23 protein-coding genes are annotated in these 22,161 nt (G+C 33.5%); 14 read left to right on the top strand and 9 right to left on the bottom strand.

Going from position 1 to position 22,161, the window contains the following annotated elements; all coding sequences use genetic code 11:
• Window positions 1-133: 133 nt before the first annotated feature.
• Genes ACFSR1_RS02430 through ACFSR1_RS02410 form a run of 5 tightly spaced genes read right to left on the bottom strand, consistent with a single transcriptional unit; the run spans window position 134 to window position 3,126 of the window.
• Complete coding sequence (locus ACFSR1_RS02430) at window positions 134-448, bottom strand: 2TM domain-containing protein (protein WP_378289266.1); 315 nt, start codon at window positions 446-448, stop codon at window positions 134-136.
• An 11-nt stretch (window positions 449-459) separates the two neighbouring features.
• A complete protein-coding gene (locus tag ACFSR1_RS02425; RefSeq protein WP_378289265.1) occupies window positions 460-792 on the bottom strand; it encodes a 2TM domain-containing protein in 333 nt (110 codons plus the stop codon).
• An 11-nt stretch (window positions 793-803) separates the two neighbouring features.
• Window positions 804-1,169 (bottom strand): 2TM domain-containing protein, encoded by a 366-nt coding sequence (locus ACFSR1_RS02420; protein ID WP_378289263.1) that lies wholly within the window; start codon window positions 1,167-1,169, stop codon window positions 804-806.
• Window positions 1,141-2,499, bottom strand: a complete 1,359-nt coding sequence (locus ACFSR1_RS02415) for a 2TM domain-containing protein (protein ID WP_378289261.1) — start codon at window positions 2,497-2,499, stop codon at window positions 1,141-1,143. The genes ACFSR1_RS02420 and ACFSR1_RS02415 overlap by 29 nt, the downstream gene beginning before the upstream one ends.
• Before the next feature lie 6 nt (window positions 2,500-2,505).
• Entirely contained in the window at window positions 2,506-3,126 is a 621-nt protein-coding gene (locus ACFSR1_RS02410) for a tetratricopeptide repeat protein (protein ID WP_378289259.1), read from the bottom strand.
• 277 nt (window positions 3,127-3,403) lie between these two features.
• On the opposite strand from ACFSR1_RS02410, the gene ACFSR1_RS02405 reads away from it, so the two are divergent.
• Window positions 3,404-4,150 (top strand): GLPGLI family protein, encoded by a 747-nt coding sequence (locus tag ACFSR1_RS02405; protein WP_378289257.1) that lies wholly within the window; start codon window positions 3,404-3,406, stop codon window positions 4,148-4,150.
• Window positions 4,151-4,195: 45 nt separating this feature from the next.
• Here the strand turns inward: ACFSR1_RS02405 and ACFSR1_RS02400 are convergent, their stop codons facing one another.
• Together ACFSR1_RS02400 and ACFSR1_RS02395 are read right to left on the bottom strand one after the other, a co-directional pair.
• Complete coding sequence (locus tag ACFSR1_RS02400; protein WP_378289255.1) at window positions 4,196-4,624, bottom strand: DUF2141 domain-containing protein; 429 nt, start codon at window positions 4,622-4,624, stop codon at window positions 4,196-4,198.
• 108 nt (window positions 4,625-4,732) lie between these two features.
• Window positions 4,733-6,886 carry a TonB-dependent receptor gene (locus ACFSR1_RS02395; protein ID WP_378289253.1) on the bottom strand — a complete coding sequence of 718 codons (2,154 nt, stop codon included), beginning with the start codon at window positions 6,884-6,886 and terminating at the stop codon, window positions 4,733-4,735.
• A gap of 178 nt (window positions 6,887-7,064) precedes the next feature.
• On the opposite strand from ACFSR1_RS02395, the gene ACFSR1_RS02390 reads away from it, so the two are divergent.
• The 4 genes from ACFSR1_RS02390 to ACFSR1_RS02375 are packed head-to-tail and all read left to right on the top strand — an operon-like array spanning window position 7,065 to window position 9,731.
• Window positions 7,065-7,928, top strand: coding sequence for a GLPGLI family protein (locus tag ACFSR1_RS02390; protein ID WP_378289252.1), 864 nt, complete (start codon window positions 7,065-7,067; stop codon window positions 7,926-7,928).
• 16 nt (window positions 7,929-7,944) lie between these two features.
• The gene (locus tag ACFSR1_RS02385; RefSeq protein ID WP_378289250.1) at window positions 7,945-8,829 is read left to right on the top strand and encodes a GLPGLI family protein; all 885 of its coding nucleotides are present in this window, start codon (window positions 7,945-7,947) and stop codon (window positions 8,827-8,829) included.
• 16 nt (window positions 8,830-8,845) lie between these two features.
• Window positions 8,846-9,376 (top strand): hypothetical protein, encoded by a 531-nt coding sequence (locus ACFSR1_RS02380; RefSeq protein WP_378289248.1) that lies wholly within the window; start codon window positions 8,846-8,848, stop codon window positions 9,374-9,376.
• A complete protein-coding gene (locus ACFSR1_RS02375; protein WP_378289679.1) occupies window positions 9,327-9,731 on the top strand; it encodes a GLPGLI family protein in 405 nt (134 codons plus the stop codon). Before ACFSR1_RS02380 ends, ACFSR1_RS02375 begins: the two co-directional genes overlap by 50 nt.
• Before the next feature lie 13 nt (window positions 9,732-9,744).
• Here ACFSR1_RS02375 and ACFSR1_RS02370 read toward each other — a convergent pair whose 3' ends face one another.
• Window positions 9,745-11,043: an NAD(P)/FAD-dependent oxidoreductase gene (locus ACFSR1_RS02370; RefSeq protein WP_378289246.1), complete on the bottom strand. Its 1,299-nt coding sequence runs from the start codon at window positions 11,041-11,043 to the stop codon at window positions 9,745-9,747.
• Window positions 11,044-11,252: 209 nt separating this feature from the next.
• Here ACFSR1_RS02370 and ACFSR1_RS02365 point away from each other — a divergent pair, with 209 nt between their 5' ends.
• Window positions 11,253-11,747 (top strand): RNA polymerase sigma factor, encoded by a 495-nt coding sequence (locus ACFSR1_RS02365; RefSeq protein ID WP_378289244.1) that lies wholly within the window; start codon window positions 11,253-11,255, stop codon window positions 11,745-11,747.
• A 2-nt stretch (window positions 11,748-11,749) separates the two neighbouring features.
• Window positions 11,750-12,373, top strand: coding sequence for a hypothetical protein (locus tag ACFSR1_RS02360; protein ID WP_378289243.1), 624 nt, complete (start codon window positions 11,750-11,752; stop codon window positions 12,371-12,373).
• A 38-nt stretch (window positions 12,374-12,411) separates the two neighbouring features.
• Here the strand turns inward: ACFSR1_RS02360 and ACFSR1_RS02355 are convergent, their stop codons facing one another.
• Window positions 12,412-13,593 (bottom strand): LETM1-related biofilm-associated protein, encoded by a 1,182-nt coding sequence (locus tag ACFSR1_RS02355; RefSeq protein ID WP_378289241.1) that lies wholly within the window; start codon window positions 13,591-13,593, stop codon window positions 12,412-12,414.
• Between the two features lie 169 nt (window positions 13,594-13,762).
• Here ACFSR1_RS02355 and ACFSR1_RS02350 point away from each other — a divergent pair, with 169 nt between their 5' ends.
• The 7 genes from ACFSR1_RS02350 (at window position 13,763) to ACFSR1_RS02320 (ending at window position 22,115) form a co-directional block, all read left to right on the top strand.
• A complete protein-coding gene (locus tag ACFSR1_RS02350; RefSeq protein WP_378289677.1) occupies window positions 13,763-14,434 on the top strand; it encodes a DUF4331 family protein in 672 nt (223 codons plus the stop codon).
• Between the two features lie 26 nt (window positions 14,435-14,460).
• Complete coding sequence (locus ACFSR1_RS02345; RefSeq protein WP_378289239.1) at window positions 14,461-15,069, top strand: DUF4331 family protein; 609 nt, start codon at window positions 14,461-14,463, stop codon at window positions 15,067-15,069.
• 156 nt (window positions 15,070-15,225) lie between these two features.
• Complete coding sequence (locus ACFSR1_RS02340) at window positions 15,226-16,518, top strand: tetratricopeptide repeat protein (RefSeq protein WP_378289237.1); 1,293 nt, start codon at window positions 15,226-15,228, stop codon at window positions 16,516-16,518.
• A gap of 26 nt (window positions 16,519-16,544) precedes the next feature.
• Window positions 16,545-18,776, top strand: a complete 2,232-nt coding sequence (locus ACFSR1_RS02335; protein WP_378289235.1) for a TonB-dependent receptor — start codon at window positions 16,545-16,547, stop codon at window positions 18,774-18,776.
• A 329-nt stretch (window positions 18,777-19,105) separates the two neighbouring features.
• Window positions 19,106-20,047, top strand: a complete 942-nt coding sequence (locus ACFSR1_RS02330; RefSeq protein ID WP_378289233.1) for an SH3 domain-containing protein — start codon at window positions 19,106-19,108, stop codon at window positions 20,045-20,047.
• A 156-nt stretch (window positions 20,048-20,203) separates the two neighbouring features.
• Window positions 20,204-20,890 carry a tetratricopeptide repeat protein gene (locus tag ACFSR1_RS02325; protein WP_378289231.1) on the top strand — a complete coding sequence of 229 codons (687 nt, stop codon included), beginning with the start codon at window positions 20,204-20,206 and terminating at the stop codon, window positions 20,888-20,890.
• A gap of 94 nt (window positions 20,891-20,984) precedes the next feature.
• Complete coding sequence (locus ACFSR1_RS02320) at window positions 20,985-22,115, top strand: alpha/beta hydrolase-fold protein (protein ID WP_378289229.1); 1,131 nt, start codon at window positions 20,985-20,987, stop codon at window positions 22,113-22,115.
• Window positions 22,116-22,161 lie beyond the last annotated feature (46 nt).

Here is a 22,161-nt window from a genome sequence, read left to right as displayed (position 1 = left end):
TCCGGCGCAGGCCGGAATCTATTTCTTTTGTAATAAATCTTATTTTGGAGGCATACAAACTAAAAAAGATATGAAAAGTATCAGTTTCATTTTAAATGCCACTTTCTCTGAATCACTTCATTGAAGTTGCTATCTATAAATAATCTTTAGTATCATCGTTATCCATAATTTCCTTTATTTTTCTTTCTTCCCATTGTTTGCTGAAAATGATATTAGGGTTAAAAACTTTTATCCAATGAAAGAATAAACCTATTCCCCAGAAAAACGGAGTGATATATAAATTCCATTCTAACCAGTTGTTAAAACCTTCATCCATAAAATCAGAGTTTACAAACAATAAAAAAATGTTTACAATTACATAAGCCGTGAGATGACTGTAAAACCCTTTTTCTTCTTGCACCTTTTTTTTGGCGATTCTATATTTTCTTTGTTTTTCTAGATTTTCCATGTTCTGTTCTTTTAAAGATCATCGATCTCATCCATTATCTCATTAATTTTTCGCTCTTCCCATTTTTTACTAAAAATGGATTTACTAAATAATTTTTCAAATTTGTTCCTTTTTCTAAATGTCCATAATCCATGTCCTAGCAAGAAGATACCCCACGATAATGGTGGGATTATTAAATTAGGAAGCAAGTAACCGTCGTAGAAATAATCTTTTAGATATAAAATCACCAGGATAATGGCAATATTTACAACAATATATACGCTTAGATGTGTATAAAATGATTGTTCTTCTTGAACCCTTTTTTTTGCTTTTCTATATCTTTTTTGTAGTTCAGAATTTTCCATTTTCAGTTCTTTTAGAGGTGATCCTTTTCATTCATAAACTCTTTGATCTTTTTTTCTTCCCATTTTTCACTAAAAATAGATTTGTTAAATAGTTTTCCTAATCCGTTTTTTTCTTTAAATGTCCATAATCCGTGCCCTAGTAAACCTAATCCCCATAACACCGGAGTAGCAATTAAATTCCAGGGGAGAAAGTTGCTGTATCCTTCATCATCTATAAAATCACCTAATTCTATTTTGAAAATAAAAATGACAATATTCATAACGACATAGATGGCAACGTGCGTGTAAAACGATCTCTCTTCTGTAACACGTTTTTTTGCTTTTTTGTAAGCTTTTCTTTTATCAAAATCATTCATAATTTCTTCTGTTAGATTCATCCATATACTTTCTGATTTTTTTCTTTTCCCAATCTTTACCAAAAATTGGGTGTCGGTCAAAGGCTTCTCCATAATGAAAGAGTAAGCCTAATCCCCATCCTGCCATCGGAAAGATAACCCAGGGTAGGTCAAAACCTGTAGTTCTGTAATTGATAAATACTAAAAATGGAATCACTATACAATAAGCAGTTAAACTACCGTAGAATTCTTTCATTTTCTTTACTCGATCTTTTGCCCTTTTGTATTTAAGGTCCTTTACGATTTCTATATCTTGTGCTGTTGTCATATCGATTGATGTTATTCTTTTAGTTAATATGGGAAGCTTTGCAATAAATGCTGTCTCGGTTTTAAATACAGAGAACTCTCTTTTTGTCAGTAATCCGTATCGTTGTTTTACGTTTCCTAAACCTACACCGCTACTTTGTTTAATTACTTGTTTAGGTTGCAGGTTGTTTTCTACAATCAGAAAACCGTCATCTTCATAAATTTTAATATGCAATGGCCTGTCTGGCATGACCACATTATGTTTGATAGTGTTTTCTAATAAAATCTGCAAAGACAATGGCACCACTCTGGCTTCGGGATTAGAGGCTTGCTCTGGTATCTCAAAAATAATACTGTCTTCAAACCTTAGTTTTAATAAGGTCATATAGGTTTTTGCAAATTTTAATTCTTCATCTATGGTTACTAATTCTTTATCTTTTTGTTCTAAAACATATCGGTATACCTTTGACAAAGAAGTTGTGAATTTCTGAGCCATTTTTGGATTTTCATCTATTAGCGATGTCAATACATTTAGGCTGTTGAACAAAAAGTGTGGATCCAACTGATTTTTTAAAGCGGCAAACTTAGCCGAGGCTGTTCCTGCTATTATTTTTTGTTCGGTAACTTTGGTTTCCTGTCTGTGTTTCCAATAGAATGCTCCATAAAACAGAAAGGTTACTACGGTCGCTATAGAAAGAGAAACCAAATAATACTGAGGCCTCTCTGCACTCAGAAACTCAAATAATCCTTTTTCATAAACAAATACGTGGTAAAATAGTCTAGCAATAAATATTGCGATCACCGATACCAGTGTTGCAAGAATGATGTTTACAGATAAATTTCTTACACTAAAAAACTTTTCTTTACATTTTTCTCTTCGATATAAGAACAGGTATACATTTGCTATGTAAATGATGATAGAAAACATCACATTCTCTAAGTACTCATTTAGCAATTCTCGGTCAAAATTTATTTCAATTCCTTTAAAATAATATACAATGAGGAATGCTATAAATATTGTGGTTCCGATTAAAATACCTTTTCCTATTTCTTTAAAAATGTTCATTTAGTTTTATTTACAATTTTCCTGAATCCTTGCTATCTGGTTTTTTCCCCAATCCGGGTAAAATGGTATGCTAGAAGGTTCTTTTTCAAAGTACAAGATAGCTTTTTCTATCTCAGGACAAAAGGCTTTTGGGTCTTTACCCCAGAATTTTGCAGCACCCATTTGCCATTCTGCGTGATATAATATGGCTCTCGGGTTTTCAGGTTCTATAATTTTAGCTTTTTGGTATAATTCTTCCACTTTTCCAGAATGTGTCATCCCGTATTTTGCACCATCATATACCACATAGGCTGTATTTAACATAGCTTCCATAATCAGGATTTCTGCATTGTCCTTAGAAAAAGTTTTAGCCTCATTAAGGTAATTCTGTGCTTTTGTTAAACGAGATTCTATTTCCTCGGCATCTTTGGTATTAAAAGTCTTTACAATATGTATTTGTGCAGCATAATAATATGGTAACCAGTTGTCTTTTTCTGCTTTCCCAATACGTTCGAATAAATTGGCAGCTTCGTCGTTTTTTTGATTTCCCCATAACTCAAATGCTTTTCCCATTCCTTTTTCGTAAGCTGCTTGAGAATTTACAGAGGTTATTGCAAAAAAGCTAAGTATGATAATGATAGTTTTCATTTGTTCGTGTTTTAAGGTTTTGTTTAATTATTGATTACACTTCGACAGCACTTCGACAGCACTTCGACAGGCTCAGTGTGCCAGCTCAGTGTGCCAGCTCAGTGTGCCAGCTCAGTGTGACAGCTGTTTTTGTTTTACAGTGTAAAGATCCTTTAAAACAGAGGGTTTTAGAAGTATATCTTACCGAACTGTAGTTTTTATATACTGAATTGTATTACAAATAGTCTTTAGATAAAAGAAAAGGGTATATTGTGATTTTAATACATGAAAATTTATAATGAAGAAGGTAATTTTTAGTTTAATGTTTTTTTGTGGATTGCTAGGGCAAGCGCAGTCAATTTCAATAGAATACAACAAGAAGATTATCAATATTGACCGCGAAGATTTTAATTCGGAAGCTGATTGGGTTTTGGAAATAAACGATGATATTTCTTTATACAGACCCGTTGGTAAAATAAGAGATACCTCTTGGACAAAGGAATTCGAAGTAATGGGAGAAAGGTATAAAGCTCCTTCAACACACTATATAAATTATGAAGTTTATCATATGGATGTGAATGCTAAGGAAAAAATCACAGTTCATCATTTTGCAGGAAAGGATTATATGGTTAAGGAACCGCTGGAAATAATGAAGTGGGAGATTACAAATGAAACCAAAAAGATCAAGAGCTATAACTGTCGTTTAGCAATTTCTGAAAAAAACGGATTTCCAATCGAAGCTTGGTTTACAGAAGAAATCCCAGTTTCAACCAATCCAAACGGACTTACAGGTTTACCCGGACTTATACTAGAATATCATCTAGCACGCAGTCATCTCTTTGTAGAAGAAATTGATTTTGATAAAGAGGTTAACATTAAACAACCAGATTGGGGAACTAGCATCAGTAGAGCCGAGTATAACAAAATTGTAGCAGACCAGTACAAATATCCTGAGGGAACAACAATTATTGATACAAAAAATGATGATGGTAGTGTTTCCACAAGAATCATTGAGGTCGAATCTGTTAAAGCGAAAAATGAATAAATATAATGTTGGAGGGCAATAAGTAGGTAAGTTGGGATGAGTTATCTATAGTTTAATCGACTGTACTACATCGGTATCTTTAACCGTAAATTTTGCATCTTCCCAACTCGGTGGCCCGAAACTTCCTTTCGCATTATTACTAGTTCCATAAGGTTCTTTAGGTATTTTAAACATATTTCTATCCAATATTCCGTTATCATTCTTATCGTGGTACAAAGAGATCGCATAGTCGCCGGCAGGGATATTTTTAAAAAAAACATTTAGCTCACCTTTTTTACTTTGTGCTTTCACAGATTTGAAGACTGTTTTATAAAATGTATCCTCACCTTTATACAAACCTATTTTGATGGTTCCTTCTGAGGATTTGATATTTGATATTTGAATTTGGATAGTGTTTTCATCACTTTGTGCTTGTACAGTAAAAGTAGATAAACAGCAAAGTATAATACAAGAGAAATAATGTGTGATTTTCATAGCTTTAGTTTTATTTATAAAATTAATCATATGGTTTTTTAAGTGTTTGATTTGTAATGTTTTTTAAGAGTAATTTTACTTTTGTTTATGAATTTAAAGACAGTAGACCTAAAGGTTATCCAACTGATTATCGGTTTTGTTATCACTAATCGTCCAGAAGAACCCAATGATAAAAAAACGATCTGCAGTGGGTCTTATGGCACGTCTGGCAAAGTCTCCATTAACATTGGGAGTATTAGCATATTGGTAATTAAATACATTGTCAAATCCTAATACATTAGACACCGATACAAATAGAATCTTTTGTTGACTAATTAAATACGCCCAACTCATATTCAGAGAATTAAAAGTTCTTGTTTTTTCGCCTAAAAAGTTATTGGTGTTTGGATCAGTGTATGGGCGCCCTGAGGCAAAATTGTACGTAGCGCTTATCAAAGATTTCCAATCTTTTGCCCAATATTTTCCAACCACAGATAGATTATGTTTTGTAGCAAAGTTAGGAGTAGCACGTTCCGGATAATTTCTATATGCTCTTTCTGTATCCAGGTAAGAATAACTAGTCCAGTACTCAAAGTTTTTAATCGACTTATTATCTCTCCAATACAAATCTAATCCAGCAGCATATCCGTCTCCGTTGCTATTATAATTACTTCCAAACTCCGGCATTTCTCTGTCAAATTTTACCAAGCGATCATAACTTTTATAGTACGCCTCTGCTCTTAAGGTTCTTCCATCGTTTTGATATAGATAGTTAAGAATAAAATGCGATGATTTTTCCGGATCCAAGGAGCTGTTGTATTTAAGAATATCTTGTTGTGGAGCTTGATAAAAATCCCCATATGCCAAAGAAATTTGAGATTTGTCTGCGACTTTGTAAGCCAATGAAGCTCTTGGAGATACCTTGGTAAAGTCCAATAGTGCATTATGAGTTGCCCGTATTCCTAATTGCATCGCCAGGTTTTTATTGAAAAATATGTTTGCTTCAGAAAAAGCTGCTGTGCTGTTATTTTTAAAACTACTCTGGAAATTTCCGAAGGAAACAGCATTCACTTCTTCTTTAAAATTTCCAAGAAATTGTTCTACACCAAAACTCAATTTAAATCGATTATTGAATCTTTTTCTCAGTTTTACCTTTAAGTGGGCTGCATTATCATCATTATCGATATTGGTTTCTTCGATTTTTATATCGTTATGATCATTGGCAAAACTTGCGCCGGTTGCCAATGTCCAATCATTTCCTAGATCACCTTTATAAGAAGCATTGATATATAAGTTTCTGTTTTTAAGACCAAAATTAATACCTTCTGGCACATTGATATCTTCTTGAATTAATTGAAAATCTGTATAGTTTAATCCGCCATATAATTTGAACAACCCATTACCTAATTGGTGTCTGTAAACAGCTTCTCCTGATAAAGATTCAAAAGGTTTTATCCAATCTACACGCTGGGATATGATTTCTTGATATGGTTTTAAGTTAAGGTAAAATGCATTAATACTTAAAGAATTCTTTTTCCATTTTTGAGTATTTCCTACACCAAGCCCCACACTAATAAAAGATAGATCTGTTTTTTCCTGCTCTGGCTCATCGATGGTGTTTAGCAGTAAAACACTGGATAACGCGTCGCCATATTCTGCGGAGTATCCACCTGTAGAAAAATTAGTCCCTTTAAATAAGAAAGGGGAGAAGCGACCACGTGTTGGAATATTATTAGCCGTTGCTGCAAAAGGCTGAAAAACTCGCAGTCCATCAATATATACATTTGCCTCATTAGCATCTCCACCTCGCACAAAAAGTCTACCATCTTCTGCAACTGTAGAAGTACCAGGTAATGTTTGAAATGCTCCTATATAATCACCGGCTGCTCCTGCTGTGGTAACAATATCTAAGGGAGTCAGTACAGATGCTTTGCTGTTATCACCCGCAGAGAAGGTACCTGCATTAAGAATAACGCTACCTAATGAATTGACGTCCTCTTTTAAAGCTATTTTTAAATCTTTCATTTCGCTTACAGAGGTGCGCAATGAATAGGTTTCAAAAGAAAGAAATGAAATGACCAAAGTTTGTTCACCGATTTCTGAAGTAGAAAAATTGAAAGTTCCATCATCAGAAGAAGAGGCGCCATCATATGTACCTTCTAGGTAAATATTAGCTCCTGGAATTGGAGTTCCGGATGGTTCTGTGACAATTCCTGAAACCGTGATTTGTGCGTTTAAACAAGTGATCGTTAAGAATAGGAGTGTGGTTAGTATTGATTTCATTTGGTTGTTTTTGATTGATGGTTCAAAAGTGAGATAAAGAATCGGACGATAAAATTGTATACGACCGAACTGTAGAAAAAATAGGATGGATTGTGATCGGGTAAAAAATAAACTAAGAAATTAGTTGAATGATTCAACTAATTTCTTAGTTTTATGCTTTAAAATCAATCAATCAAAAATGAAAAGACTATTACTGGCAATTATTATCTTATTATTCTCATCTGCAAAAGCCCAAGAACTCACAGTATTTTATAAAGAAAAAAGAAAGCCCGCTCAGGTGTCTACTCGACAAGCACAAATGGATATGGAAGAATTTGAAGTTTATATGGTGGAAATCGCAAAAATTAAAGCATCCATAAAAGCAGACAAGGATCGGGATTCATTGGATTATTTTAGGAAAAAAATGCAGGAACAGGCAGATAAAATATCTGCTCATTCTATGAAAATAAAACGTAAGCCTTTAGAAATTCCTGAATATGATTATATCACAGTATTAAAAATAGATCACGAAAAGTCTTTGTACTACCCACAGGAGCAAGTCGGTAATGATACAGTGTCAGAGACAAGAACCAATAAAAAAGGACGAGAGTTTAAACGAGAACGTATCAATTATAATAATTCCGAAATCATATTCTTGGATCAGTCCCAAAAGAAAATGATAAGCTCATTAAAGGTATATGAATTTGATCAAAGGGGTAGAGAATTTTTAATTGATGAAGTATTAGAAAATAAAGAATGGATATTGACAGAAGTATCAAAACAAATTGATAAATATCTATGTTACAAAGCGATATTAAAAAACTCGAATAAAAAGGTAGAAGCCTGGTACACGAAAGACATAAAAGTTACTCACGGACCGAAAGGATATTATGGATTACCGGGACTTATTCTTGAACTAAAAGAGGATAAAAAAATAGTAAGGTTTCACAAAATTCACTTATTTACCGAAGAGGGTTTTGAACTGAAACCACCCACAGAAGGAGAAAAAATAACCAGGCAAGAACTTGAAGATTTACCGGCTAAATTGTTTAATCAATACTAATTTAAAAATGATCAATATGATAAAAAAGATAGTATTGCTTACTCTTATTTTGAGCTCATTAAAAGCAAATGCGCAGCAGATCACAGTATTTTATAAAGAAAAAAGAAAGCCCGCTCAGGTTTCCAAGCAGGAGTCGGTAGATCATTCAGAAATTAATTCGTTTGTACAAGAAGGACTTGCAAAATTTAAAGCAACTCATAAGCCAGGTGCAGGCAAAGATTCTATAAACTTATACAATCAAAAATTCTTAGAAGAAGCAGATCGTCTTTTTTCTATTGTTAAGGAAAAGCAGGAAAAAGAACAACTAAAAAATGCTCCTTTAACAATTCCATCTTATGATTACATCACCATATTAAAAGTTAATAAGGACACATCGTTGTATTACCCGCAGGAAAAAGTAACAAATGATACCATTTCTCGTATAGAAACAAATGAAGCAGGTCGGGAATTGGTAGACGAAAAAATCAATTATAATGACTCTGAAATTATTTATCTGAATATTTCTCAAAGAAAAAAAATCAGCGCATTAAAGGTATATCGGTTTGATTTTAAGGGGAGAAATTTTCTGATTGAAGAAGAGCTGGGAGATCTGTCATGGAAACTTACTAATGAGACTAAACGTATAGATCAATATACTTGCCAAAAAGCAATTCTCTTAAACTCTGATAAAAAGGTAGAAGCTTGGTACACCAAAGACATAGAAGTTACTCACGGACCGAAAGGATATTATGGATTACCGGGACTTATTCTTGAACTAAAAGAAGATAAAAAAATAGTAAGGTTCCACAAAATTCAGTTATTTTCCGAAGAGTGTTTTGAAGTGAAACCACCCACAGAAGGAGAAAAAATAACCAGGCAAGAACTTGAAGATTTACCGGCTAAATTGTTTAATCAATACTAATTTAAAAATGATCAATATGATAAAAAAGATAGTATTGCTTACTCTTATTTTGAGCTCATTAAAAGCAAATGCGCAGCAGATCACTGTGTTTTATAAAGAAAAAAGACAAGCGGCTCAGGTTTCCAAGCAGGAGTCGGTAGATCATTCAGAAATTAATTCGTTTGTACAAGACGGACTTGCAAAATTTAAAGCAACTCATAAGCCAGGTGCAGGCAAAGATTCTATAAACTTATATAATCAAAAATTCCTAGAAGAAGCAGATCGTCTTTTTTCTATTGTTAAGGAAAAGCAGGAAAAAGAACAACTAAAAAACGCTCCTTTAACAATTCCATCTTATGATTACATCACCATATTAAAAGTTAATAAGGACACATCGTTGTATTATCCGCAGGAAAAAGTGACAAATGATACCATTTCTCGTATAGAAACAAATGAAGCAGGTCGGGAATTGGTAGACGAAAAAATCAATTATAATGACTCTGAAATTATTTATCTGAATATTTCTCAAAGAAAAAAAAATCAGCGCATTAAAGGTATATCGGTTTGATTTTAAGGGGAGAAATTTTCTGATTGAAGAAGAGCTGGAGGATCTGTCATGGAAACTTACTAATGAGACTAAACGTATAGATCAATATACTTGCCAAAAAGCAATTCTCTCAAACTCGGATAAAAAGGTAGAAGCCTGGTACACGAAAGACATAAAAGTTACTCACGGACCGAAAGGATATTATGGATTACCGGGACTTATTCTTGAACTAAAAGAGGATAAAAAAATAGTAAGGTTCCACAAAATTCAGTTATTTTCCGAAGAGCGTTTTGAACTGAAACCACCCACAGAAGGAGAAAAAATAACCAGGCAAGAACTTGAAGATTTACCGGCTAAATTGTTTAACCAATACTAGAGTTTCCTAATTTTCACACACGTTCTACAGTATTTTCTTCTTTGTTTTTAAAAGGTCTTACAATAAGTCTGGCGGCTTTATCGTAATTGATGTAGTTATATGTCCAGTTAAAAAATGTCACTAAACGATTTCTAAAACCTACTAAGAACCATAGGTGGATAAACATCCATATAAACCAGGCGAAGAATCCACCGAAACGAAATTTTCCTAAATCTACAACAGCTTTATTACGACCTATAGTGGCCATAGATCCTTTATCGAAGTATCTAAAAGGAACCATAGGTTTTCCTTTTAGATGTCGTTTTAGATTTTTTACCAAATGATTTCCTTGTTGGATAGCCGGTTGTGCTACCATAGGATGCCCCTTTGGATATTCTTCGGTTTCCATTAATGCAATATCTCCCAGCGCATAAATATCATCATACCCTTCAATTTGGTTAAACTGATTTACTTTGTATCGATTGGCTCTTGGTATCAAGGCATCTGCTTGCAGCCCTTCTACAGGAGCACCTGTAACACCGGCAGACCAGATAAAAGTTGCTGTTTTTAGAGATATATCTGTATTGGTGGAAACCAGATTGTTTTCATAATTTGTTACTTGGGTATTAGTGTGGATGTGTACCCCCATCTTTTTCAAAAAACCAGCTGCTTTTTCTGATGCATTTTCACTCATTGGTGGCAAAACCCGATCAGCACCTTCTATTAAGTGAATTTCCATTTCACTAAAATCCATATCGGGATAATCACGAGGCAGCACATTAAGTTGTAGTTCTGCTATTCCTCCTGCTAATTCCACACCGGTAGGACCGGCACCGGCTAACACAAAACGTAATAGCTCCTTTCTCTTTTCGGGATCGGTTGTAATAACTGCCTGTTCCAGATTTTCTAGCATCAAACTTCTTAGATTCAATGCTTGCGGTAAGTTTTTCATTCGCATTGCATTCTTTTCTATAGTTTGATTTCCAAAGAAATTAGTCCGTGCTCCTGTGGCAATCACCAGATAGTCGTAAGTAATGCTCCCGATAGATGTATGAACCTCTTTTGTTGTTGGATCTATAGAAGTAACCTCAGTCATTCTAAAATATGTATTCTTGCCTCGTTTTATAATTTTTCGAAGTGGATACGCAATAGAATCAGGTTCTAAAGAAGCGGTGGAGACTTGATATAATAAAGGTTGAAATGTGTGGTAATTGTGTCTGTCTAATAATATGAGTTGTACATTTTCTTTTACCATTTTTCTGGCTAATGCAACTCCTGCAAAACCACCTCCGATAATCACTAATCTTGGTAAATTAGTATAAGGAATATTCATAAATATGATGTTGTTTTACAAAGATAAAGTGATAATATTACTTAGGCTATATAATATTTATTTTTATTAGGAGACAATTATAAACCTTCTGGTTATCAGATGATAAAGCTGATGTTTTTTTGAAGGAAGTTTAGAACAAAAAGAAAATTTAATTTTTAATGTGTAACAGATTTGTTGTATTGTCTACATATAAGATGTAACTAACCAAAGTGAATAAAGAATTAGAACATAGTTTTGTAACCAATCTTGAGCAAAATCAAAATATTGTGCACAAGGTCTGTAGGATATATACCAATGACCCTGACTCACATAACGATTTGTTTCAGGAGATTACGATCCAGTTATGGAAAGCGTATCCTAAGTTTAGAGGGGATTCTAAATTTAGTACCTGGATGTACAGGGTCTCTTTGAATACGGCAATTACCTTATATCGTAAATCTAAAAGAAGCATTAAAACTTCTGATTTTGATGCGATGGATTTTAAAATAAAGACAGAGGAATATGATGATGAGGTAGAGCAACAGCTTAAGTTAATGTACTCGGCAGTAAAACAATTGAACGATATAGAGAAGGCATTAGTTTTCTTATATCTGGAAGACAAATCATATAAAGAAATTGCAGAGACGATGGGGATCTCTGAAGTAAATGCAAGAGTGAAGATGAATCGAGTGAAAACAAAATTGAAAAAAATATTAAACCCATAGGCATGGATGAATTAGAATTATTAAAAAAAGACTGGAAGAATCAAGAAGAAGGGCTTCCTAAGTTATCATATAATGAAATCTATAAGATGATTTTAAAGAAGTCATCGTCAATGGTAAAATGGATTTTTATCATTAGTATTTTAGAATTTATTTTATGGTCGTCTATCGATATCATAGTAAGATTAAGTGGTCAGTATGATGAACTCGAGGTTATGGGGTTAGAAGGCTTTTCGCTGGTGTCTACAATATTGTCATATGGTATATTACTGTATTTTATTGTTAGGTTTTATCTGAATTATAGAAATATCAAAACAACAGATTCCGCATCTGTATTAATGAAAAATATTCTCAATACCAGAAGGACGGTAAAGCAGTATATATGGATTAATCTTAGTTTCTTAGCAGTGACTTTTTCAATTAGTATGTTTTATATTATATTTTATACAGAAGCACATACCAATGCAACGGGAGATAAGGAAGTACCAGCATATTTAATAATAATTACTACGATAATTGTTTTAGCTACTTTTATAGGTCTTTTAGCACTATTATATAGATTGATATATGGTATATTAACAAGGCGACTTAAAAAGAATTATAAAGAACTTCAAAAACTAGAAGTATAGCAAAGAACTAAATCCCTGTTTATTAGTGCAGGGATTTTTTATTTATTCTCATTAAAAGCTGATGGCAATAACTGAGGAATAAACTTTATTAATAATGGCATTAATAAACTTCCTCCAGGTAAAATAAAAATAGCCAGAGAAGGAATCGTTTTACATACATCCAGTAATTGTTGTTTTACTTTTTGTTTTTCTTCTTTAGATAAATCCCTTACCGCAGATTGCCCCAATAAAATCATTAAATCTTTACTTTCAGTAATCTCCTTAATTAATCGTTTTTTATTTCTAAGAATTAGCACGCTTACTGTTCTCGAGGTTTGCTTATAAAAGTGATGCGCCGGGTTTGAATAATTAAAAAAGGAAATATTTTCTTTGTGTTCTTTTACAAAAGATTGTACAGAATGTAGGGATTCCTTCACCCACTGATTCGATAATTGTAGTTCTGCACCCAATGCGCGTATAAAATCCTGTTCTCCAAGATCAATCTCTTTATCATTCCATACCGCCAGACTGGTGAGATCAAGAATATATCTTTTTTCTAACACATCAGTGTATGCTTCCAGATGAATCTGATCAAAAGTGGCGTCTTCATCTGTATTTACTTTCGTATAGCGAACAGAAGAAGCAAATAATTTGACCAGCAACTCATCATAAGTATCTTTTTCAATTTTAGAGTTTAATGCAAGAAAAACAATATTGGTCAAACTCTCTTCTAGTGCTGATGCATACTCAATAGGATTCTTATCGTGAATTAGAAAATGCTCAAAAGCTAATACATCAATAAATAACAGAGCATTGGTTAATAAATGACTGAAGTTTTTCTTAAAGATAGATTCATTGGTTTGGATACGAGTATGTACAATCTTTTCTAATTTTTCGCTCTTGCTGGTTGTCAAGGTATTAATAAAAGAAAAGAAAGATTTTTTTGTATCCAGATATTCATAAAATTCGATAAGTGCTTTTATACAATCTTTTTGATCTCCATTATCAATAGTCTCATAATAGGTAACTACGAGCGCTGCAAAAAGATTGATTTTAGTTTTCTCTTCTTCAGAATAAATAATTTCTGAATCGTGAGTCAAAACAATATCTACTGATGTTCCGTATATAAAACCTGCTTCCCTAAGCTTAGGATAGAGCATATCCAAAGAATATTGAGAAAGAGAGTCGACATCAAAATCTCTTAGAAATTTATCAATCCAACCAGAAGTTGATGGGTTCATTAGTTCATCAGTTTATGGCAAAGTTAAATTTATTTTTTAGGTAATCACAGGCTTTCGGTATAGTGATGATTTTTTTGATAACAAATTTTTAACGTTTCTTAGAAAACCGTACTTCTTTATTCCTCGTATGTATTGCTGTAAACATTTAAAATTAAATAAAATGAACAAGATTAAAAAAACAAATTTATTCATCCTTGGAGGGCTTTTTAGCTTAGGAGTAGTACTGATGGCAGCGGATCATATCGATGCACCAGCGGTAGTAGGATCCACAGCAGACATTACAGATCTTTATGCTTTTGAAGGCGCTAATCCGGATAATACCGTATTTGTAGCCAATGTACAAGGGTTATTAGCACCTGGAAGCTCTGCTACTTTTGATGAAAATGTATTGGTGGAGATTAACATCGATAATGATGGTGATTTGGTAGAAGACCTTGTGATCCAGGCAATACCCAGAGATGGAATTATGTATTTCTTTGGACCTTATCAGCCTTCACAAACCGGACTAAACAGTACTATCGATGATGACACACAGTATTTAGGTCAGGTAGCTATAAGCTCAGGCTCTAATGCTATCACATCAGAAACTAATGGAATCTCATATTTTGCTGGCTTAAGAGAAGATCCTTTCTTTTTTGATTCCAATCAATTCAATGCGATTATAGGGGGAATGGCTTCAGGAGGATTTAATAATCCGGGGAACGATGATTTTGATGGAACCAATGTATTATCTATCGTAGTAGAAGTACCTAATTCACTTTTAGGTGGAACATTTAGTCATCCTGCAGGAACAGGAGTAGAAGTATTCAATACCTGGGCAGAAGCAAAAAGAAAACAATAATCAAGAATTTTAAAACAAAAGATATTATGAAACTAAATAATTTAAAAAATATAGCAGCCACTTTAATGATTGTAATGGGGCTGGCAAGTTGTAGCAGTGATGACGATGCAATTGTTATAAATCCACCTGCAACTGTCGACTTCTCTGGAACATTTTCTCAAGAAGATCAGATGGGACGTCCGGGAATTAATACGGTATTCAGCGCAACACCTGATATCGAAAATAGCTTTAATGTTACGATTCCTTCACAACAAGGTGCTGCTTTTCAATCTTTATTTGAAACGCAATTAGCAAATTTACATGGAGCATTTGGAGTAAGTTATGAAAATAATATCCTTGGTTTGGATATCACGACACTTACTACTGTATTGGCTTCAGATGTACTACAAGTGGCTCCGGAAGCTCCAACAACATATTTTGACGGTACCAATGTGTTAACAGGAAGAACCCTAACGGATGATGTTATCGATGTTTCTTTAATATTATTATTTGGTGGGCAGAATGGAGATCGTTTTAACGGTCAGGACGATGGCAACGGTGGTACTTTACCCATATTAGTAACGGATGGGGTAAGTGCATCAGGAGAAACCCCTTCGGCTACTTTTCCATACTTAGAAGCACCACACGGGTCGTAAATAGATCAATTCTAACATTTTTATTGTCTTACTGAGTCTGTCAGTGATTATTATAAGTCAGCCCTCAAATGACTTTGTATGCCTTATTTAGGATATAGAGATAGGCTCAGTATGGCATAACATATCGGTTATAACAAATTTTCAAAAAACAAAAATATGAAAGCATCAAACTGTATTATAGGAGTAATGGTTGGCATACTGATTATTTCCTGTCAGAAACAAGAAACTACGATCACAAATCCAGAAGATTATGCATCATACCTCAATGCCCAGAATAATGAAACTGCGAAAGAAGCTATAAAGACACTTCAATTTTGGAACACTAAAATAAAAGAAGACAGTCTTCAGATTACTGCACTAGCACCAGCTGCAGGAGCCTATACGGAGCTATTTCAATCAACAGGAGAAATTAAGTATCTCATGCTAGCTGAAAAAGCATTGACTAAATCTGCAGACATAGCAACCATAGGAAAATCAGGACATCTTTTGGCGTTAGCACATAATTATATCTCTCAGCATAGATTTATAGAAGCCGAAGAAGTAGCACAGGGAGCATACTTATTGAAAACGAACACAAAGGCTACAGAAATGGTACTTTTTGATGTTTCTATGGAACTGGGAGCCTATGAAAATGCTCAGAAATATTTAAAAAGGATCGCAAATCAAAGTGATTATAATTTTTTGATACGCTTGGCTAAATGGAACGATTATAAAGGGAACCTGGATGCTACCATCAGAAATATGGAAAAAGCATTGAAGATTGCAGAAAGTAGCAAAAAGGAAAGTTTATTAGTATGGTCTTACACCAATTTGGCCGATTACTATGGTCATGCAGGAAGAATCGGAGAATCCTATAAAAATTATCTAAAAGCATTAGCTATAGATCCGGCAAATGCATACGCTAAGAAAGGAATCGCCTGGATCGTGTATTCTTATGAAAACAATCCTGAAGAGGCATTAAGAATTCTGGATGCAATTACAAAACATCATCAAAGCCCGGATTATTTCCTTTTAAAGGCAGAGATAGCAGAGTTTCAAAAAGAGGATAATAAGAAAAAAGTAAATCTCCAGAAGTATGAGCAAGCAGTTAATGACGAACGTTACGGAGTAATGTATAATTCGCATACTGCTTTATTACTTGCAGAAGAGCACCAAAAATTTGATCAGGCACTCGATATAGCCGAAGAAGAAATACAGAATCGTCCTACGCCTGAATCCTACGATCTAAAAGCACATATACTTAATCTAAAAGGAGCACATAAAGAAGCACTAACGATTGCAGAAAAGTATATCCTACATAAGACTTTTGAACCTGTAGCAAACTTTCATATTGCTCAGATTTACAAGGCAAATAATTTATTAGAAAAAGCGAATCCGATCATAGAAGAATTAGTGGAAAGTAGTTATGAATTAGGTCCGGTTATCGCACAGGAAATAATAAACCTGTAAATATCCCCAACGTCAAAACAACACTCATGAAAAATTTACTTATACTACTTCCACTGATATTCGGTGTGTATGGTTACGCTCAAAATCAAACCCTAAAAGGTAAGGTGGTTGATAACTATGATACTCCACTTTCTGAAGCTTATGTATACAATGTCCGAACTGATACCCACACACATACCTTAGAAAACGGAACTTTTATACTTCATAATATTCAGATTGGTGATACACTAACAGTACGTTTGTTAGGTTTTGAAACTAAAAAGCTGATCCTTAAAAAAGAAGCTATAGATAATGGTATTAAAATACTATTAGAGGATAAAATTTTTCAGTTGGATGAGTTGGTTTTGAAACAAGAAGTGAACCCATTGCAGTTAATAAATAAATTGGATATGAAAGTGAATCCGGTAAATTCTTCTCAGGAGTTATTACTGAAAGTCCCTGGCTTGTTCATTGGTCAACACGCCGGTGGAGGTAAAGCAGAACAAATTTTTCTTAGAGGGTTTGATGTAGACCACGGAACTGATGTGTCTATTTCTGTAGATGGTATACCTGTTAATATGGTATCTCACGCCCACGGACAAGGATATGCAGATTTACATTTTATTATTCCGGAAACGATTGACAAAATACGTTTTGGGAAAGGTTCATATACAGCAGATCAAGGAAACTTTAATACTGCCGGATACGTAGCATTCAAAACCAAGGAAAGTTTTACTGATAACGAGATTAAAGTAGAAGCCGGTGATTTTAATACACTTAGAACTGTTGGGCTATTCAATTTGTTAGAAGCTTCTAAAAAAGAAAATGCTACGCTTGCCATGGAATATTTAGAAAGTGATGGGCCTTTTGAGTCTCCTCAAAATTTTAATCGAATTAATATAGCTGGTAAATACACTGCCCAGTTAAATGACAATACTAAATTATCGCTTGCTGCTTCACATTTTACCAGTAGGTGGGATGCCTCAGGACAAATACCAAATAGAGCAGTAGCACAAGGGATCATTTCGCGTTTTGGAGCTATAGATGATACAGAAGGAGGAAACACATCCAGAACTAATTTTAATGTAACCTATAACAAGTTTATAACCGATAATTCAACGTTTAAAACGAATGTATTTTATACGCTATATGATTTTGAACTGTATTCTAATTTCACTTTTTTCTTAAACGATCCTATCAATGGAGATCAGATCAGACAAAAAGAACATAGAAATCTATTTGGTTTTAATAGCACTTATAGTTCTCGAAAATATTGGGATCAGGTAGAATTGGAGTTTAACTCTGGAATAGGTCTAAGAAATGACGCAATAAAAGGGAATGAGTTATCCAGAACAGTTAATAGAAATGAAACCTTGGAGAATGTTAGCTTAGGGAATATAAATGAAACGAATGCGAACGCTTTTGCAGATGTTACATTAGACTTTGGGAAACTAAAGGTTACACCGATAGTGCGTTTGGATTATTTTAAGTATACTTACGAAGATGCATTATTAACACCATTCGAAATACAATCTGAAACTAAAGCGATTGTTACTTCTAAACTACGGGTCTCATATGATCCAACTGATAACTTACATCTTTTTGCCAAATCGGGAATAGGATTTCACGGGAATGATACTCGCGTAGTCGTTGCACAAAAAGGAGATCAGGTTTTACCTAAGTCTTACGGAATTGATATAGGTGCGAGTTGGAAGCCTATCTCGAAAGTATTTCTAAATTCCACACTTTGGTACTTAGGCTTAGAACAAGAATTCGTGTATGTAGGTGATGAAGGAATTGTGGAGCCTAGCGGAAAAACGAGAAGAGTTGGAATCGATTTTAGTGGTAGATATCAGATAAATGACTGGTTGTTTTTAGATTCTGATGTAACCTACACCCATGCCAGAAGTATTGAAGCACCTGATGGAGAAGACTACATTCCATTAGCGCCTAAGGTGACTGCTGCAGGAGGAATAAGTATAGAGGATTTTCATAGTTTTTCTGGCGGAATACGGTATCGATATCTGGGAGATCGAGCAGCAACAGAAAATAATAGTATTGTGGCAGAAGGATATACGGTTATTGATATGTCATTAAATTATAAGTGGAAACAGTTTGATTTCTCGGTAAGTATTGAAAACCTGTTTGATACTGAGTGGAATGAAACCCAATTTGCTACAGAATCAAGATTGGCAAATGAAGCCCAATCAGAAGAAGAAATCCACTTTACACCCGGTACACCATTCTTTGCAAAAGCAGGAATAACCTATAGATTTTAGTATATGATAATAAATAAAAATAAAGCATTATAAAAGTAATTGAGTCAATTGGTTTTGTTTTTGATGTTGTTAGAAAGAGCTTGTTTGTTGAGGTGCAAACAGGCTTTTTCTTATTCATATAAAAATCTAGTTGTAGATTTATATGTTTATTATGCGTTTGTAAATGGTTGGAACTGTATAAATAAGAGAAATATGTGTAATATTGCGTATATAACATTATTGTAGGCAATCAACTAAAATAAGGATATTAAAATGTTGGTTTAATTTTTGATAAACATATTTGAAATCTAAACTAACCCTTCATGCGAATTACCATAATCCTTTCTCTTTTGTCTTTTTTAAATTTTTCTACTTACTCTCAAGAACCAAAAAGCAACGTTCATAAAGGAACATATTCCGTAGTTTCAACTACTGGCGTAAATTTGAGAGAAGCTCCGAATTTGAAATCTAAAATTCTTGTCAAATTACCATTTGCAACTAAAATAGAAATAACTGAAAACAAATCTTTTGGTATAGATACTATTGGTGAAAACATTTTATACCGTAATAGAAAGGAAAAAATCAAAAACCACATTGTTGGAAATTGGGTGAAAATAAAATATAAGAATTATGAAGGTTATCTCTTCGATGCGTATTTAGGAGAAATTGCTTCTCTTAAAAATATTGTATTGGATGATTCCGAGTTGGACTTAAACAAAAATTTTATTTTGTTATTTCCTGGTAGCTATTGTCACAATAACTTTTGGTCTGTCAAAAACATGAACTGGTTGGGCTTATATCAAATAGGTGATCATTTTGAATTTAAAACAATTGAATTGAGCTATTCATATTTTAGAGATTTTATTCCTGATTATATGGCAATTGAAGATTATACGATTAGCACCAATAATAATGAAAATTTAATGTTCATAATAGGTAGTAAGATAAACCTGAAAAAAGGGTTTATTAATGGTAAACGGGGCAAATGTCTTGAAGGTAGTAATTTTGAAGATTTTGATAAACTTCAAATTTCAGGAACGGCTATGTACCCCGAATTAATCTTAAAATCTAAAAACAAAAAACAAATTATTAATTCAGCTCATCGATCTATTACTTATTATTCTCCTACTTGTTTAGTTTGGGAAGGTGATATAGATCAAGATGGAAAACTAGACTATATTATAAGTTATGGAGAAAAATCAGTCAGAACTTATCTATATTTAAGTTCTGAAGCTGATGATAACCAAATCGTAAAACCAGTAGCTGTCTTTTCTGATGGATATTGTTGTTAAATAAAAAGTGTATAACAAATTGTATATTGCATATACCACCTTCGGTAGACAAACGTAACATACAAGAAACGTTAGGTTGCATTCGACTCGTCTTGAATAAAACCGTGTAATTGAAAAATTAGAAATAAGAAATACATTAGTTCTATTTAAAATTTAATGAAAAAAATATTATTAATACTACCACTTATAATTATAACTTTTACTTCTTGTGATTTCAAATCCTCATCCGATTATAACGCAGAAGCCGAAAATCTTGAAAATGAAGGTAGATATAAAGAAGCTATTACTCTTCTAGATAAAGCTCTTGAAAAAGATCCAGAAAATATTTATGCTTTATTAAACAGGGCTCTTGATAAATCAATTTTAAAAGATTATGAAGGTTCAATTAAAGACTATTCCAAAGTAATCGAACTTGATGAGCGTAATACACTTGCCTATATAAATAGAGGGAATGTTAAAAATGTGATCAATGATTTTAAAGGGGCAATCGAAGATTGTGAAAAAGCAATTAAAACCAAAGGAACCGAGTCTATCTATATGGACTTATCTGAAAATTCTTTTGTTGATTTGGGGTTCGAGTTTGACGTGAAAATGGAAAAAATAAGATTTGAGAGAGGAATAGCTAGGTACAATATCGATAGCTTAAAACTTGCATTCGAAGATTTCGATTTTTGTGTTGAAAAAAATTATGAATTGGCCTTGAGTTATTATTGGAGAGGGATAATTTTTTTATCCTATGGAATGAATAACGAAGGATGTGAAGATCTATTTGAATCTCAAAAGTTAGGTAATGAAAATGCTAAAGAGTTGATTGAAAAAAATTGTAAACAAACGAAAAACTAACAATTTGTATATTACATATGCCAGCTTCGGCTGGCAAACGAAACATAAACAAAAAGTTAGAACATTAGGAACAATAAAAAAACAAATTCACTCTATGAAAAGCTTACTCATTTTCACCATGTTTTGTTTTATAAATACAGGGCTGTGTATATCACAGGAGGATAGTTCTGTAGTTAGTGTTGGTGAAAATCACACAATTAAGTCTTCAATATTAAATCAGAATAGAACGATTCAAATTTATACACCGGATAGTTATTCAGATTCCACAGGGAAATATCCTGTACTATATGTCTTAGATGGACAATGGTTTTTTTTAAGTGGTGTAGCGATTCAGAAAGCTATGAAAACTCCTCGTGCTATTCCAGAAATGATTGTAGTAGGAATCAATACCAGCAATTCACAAAGACAAGATCTATTTGGTGACGAAAATGAAAAGTTCACTGATTTTTTAGTTAAAGAAGTTGTTCGTTATGTAGACTCCAATTTCAGGACAAGCGATGACCGAGTGATTTTTGGATGGGAAGCGGCTGCTTATTACCTAAGCGGATTAATACTACAACAAAGTAAAACCTTTAATGGAGCTATCATCACTAATGGAGGTTATGCCACCGAAGATCAAGTGAAAGCGTTTGCCACAGAAAAAGATGTGTACCTGTTTATGGCTAACTCCAAAAAGGATATTTATTATATAGGTTCTACAGACGCGTTCTATGAAATATTAAAGACTAATGCACCCAAAAACCTTATTTGGAACTACAGTTTGTTTGATGACGAAATACACGAATCCTTGGCCCATTTGTCAATCTATAAGGGACTAAAATACTATTACCATAATTATAATTCGCCAGTTTTTGAAAGCATACAACAGTATATTGATTTAGGCGGAATGGACTACCTGACTTCCTATTTTGAAGAACGGGCAGAACGATTTGGTATGGATAAACAAATAGATAACAGCACAAAAGATGCGCTCATTTGGTTAGCCTGGAAAAGAAACAACTTTGAGTATTTTACTTTTTTCATGACCGAATTTAAAGATGTTTTAACAACAAAAAGATATTCATCGGCCTATTGGCAAAATCGTTTTGGGCAATTTTATTTAAAGCATAAAGATTACCAAAATGCCATCAAATATTTTAAGGCAGGACTTACCAAATATCCAAATTCGCAATTCGAAAAAGAAATGCAAAAGGGACTTACCGATGCCAAAAACGGGAAAGAATAATTAAAGAAGAACCTATAAAACGTTCTACAATACGGTATGCGTAATA

This window comes from Aquimarina rubra (assembly GCF_042684305.1).
GTDB classification, from domain to species: Bacteria; Bacteroidota; Bacteroidia; order Flavobacteriales; family Flavobacteriaceae; genus Aquimarina; species Aquimarina rubra.
Note: the sequence above shows the minus strand (reverse complement) of the source record. Positions and strands in the feature narration are given on the sequence as shown.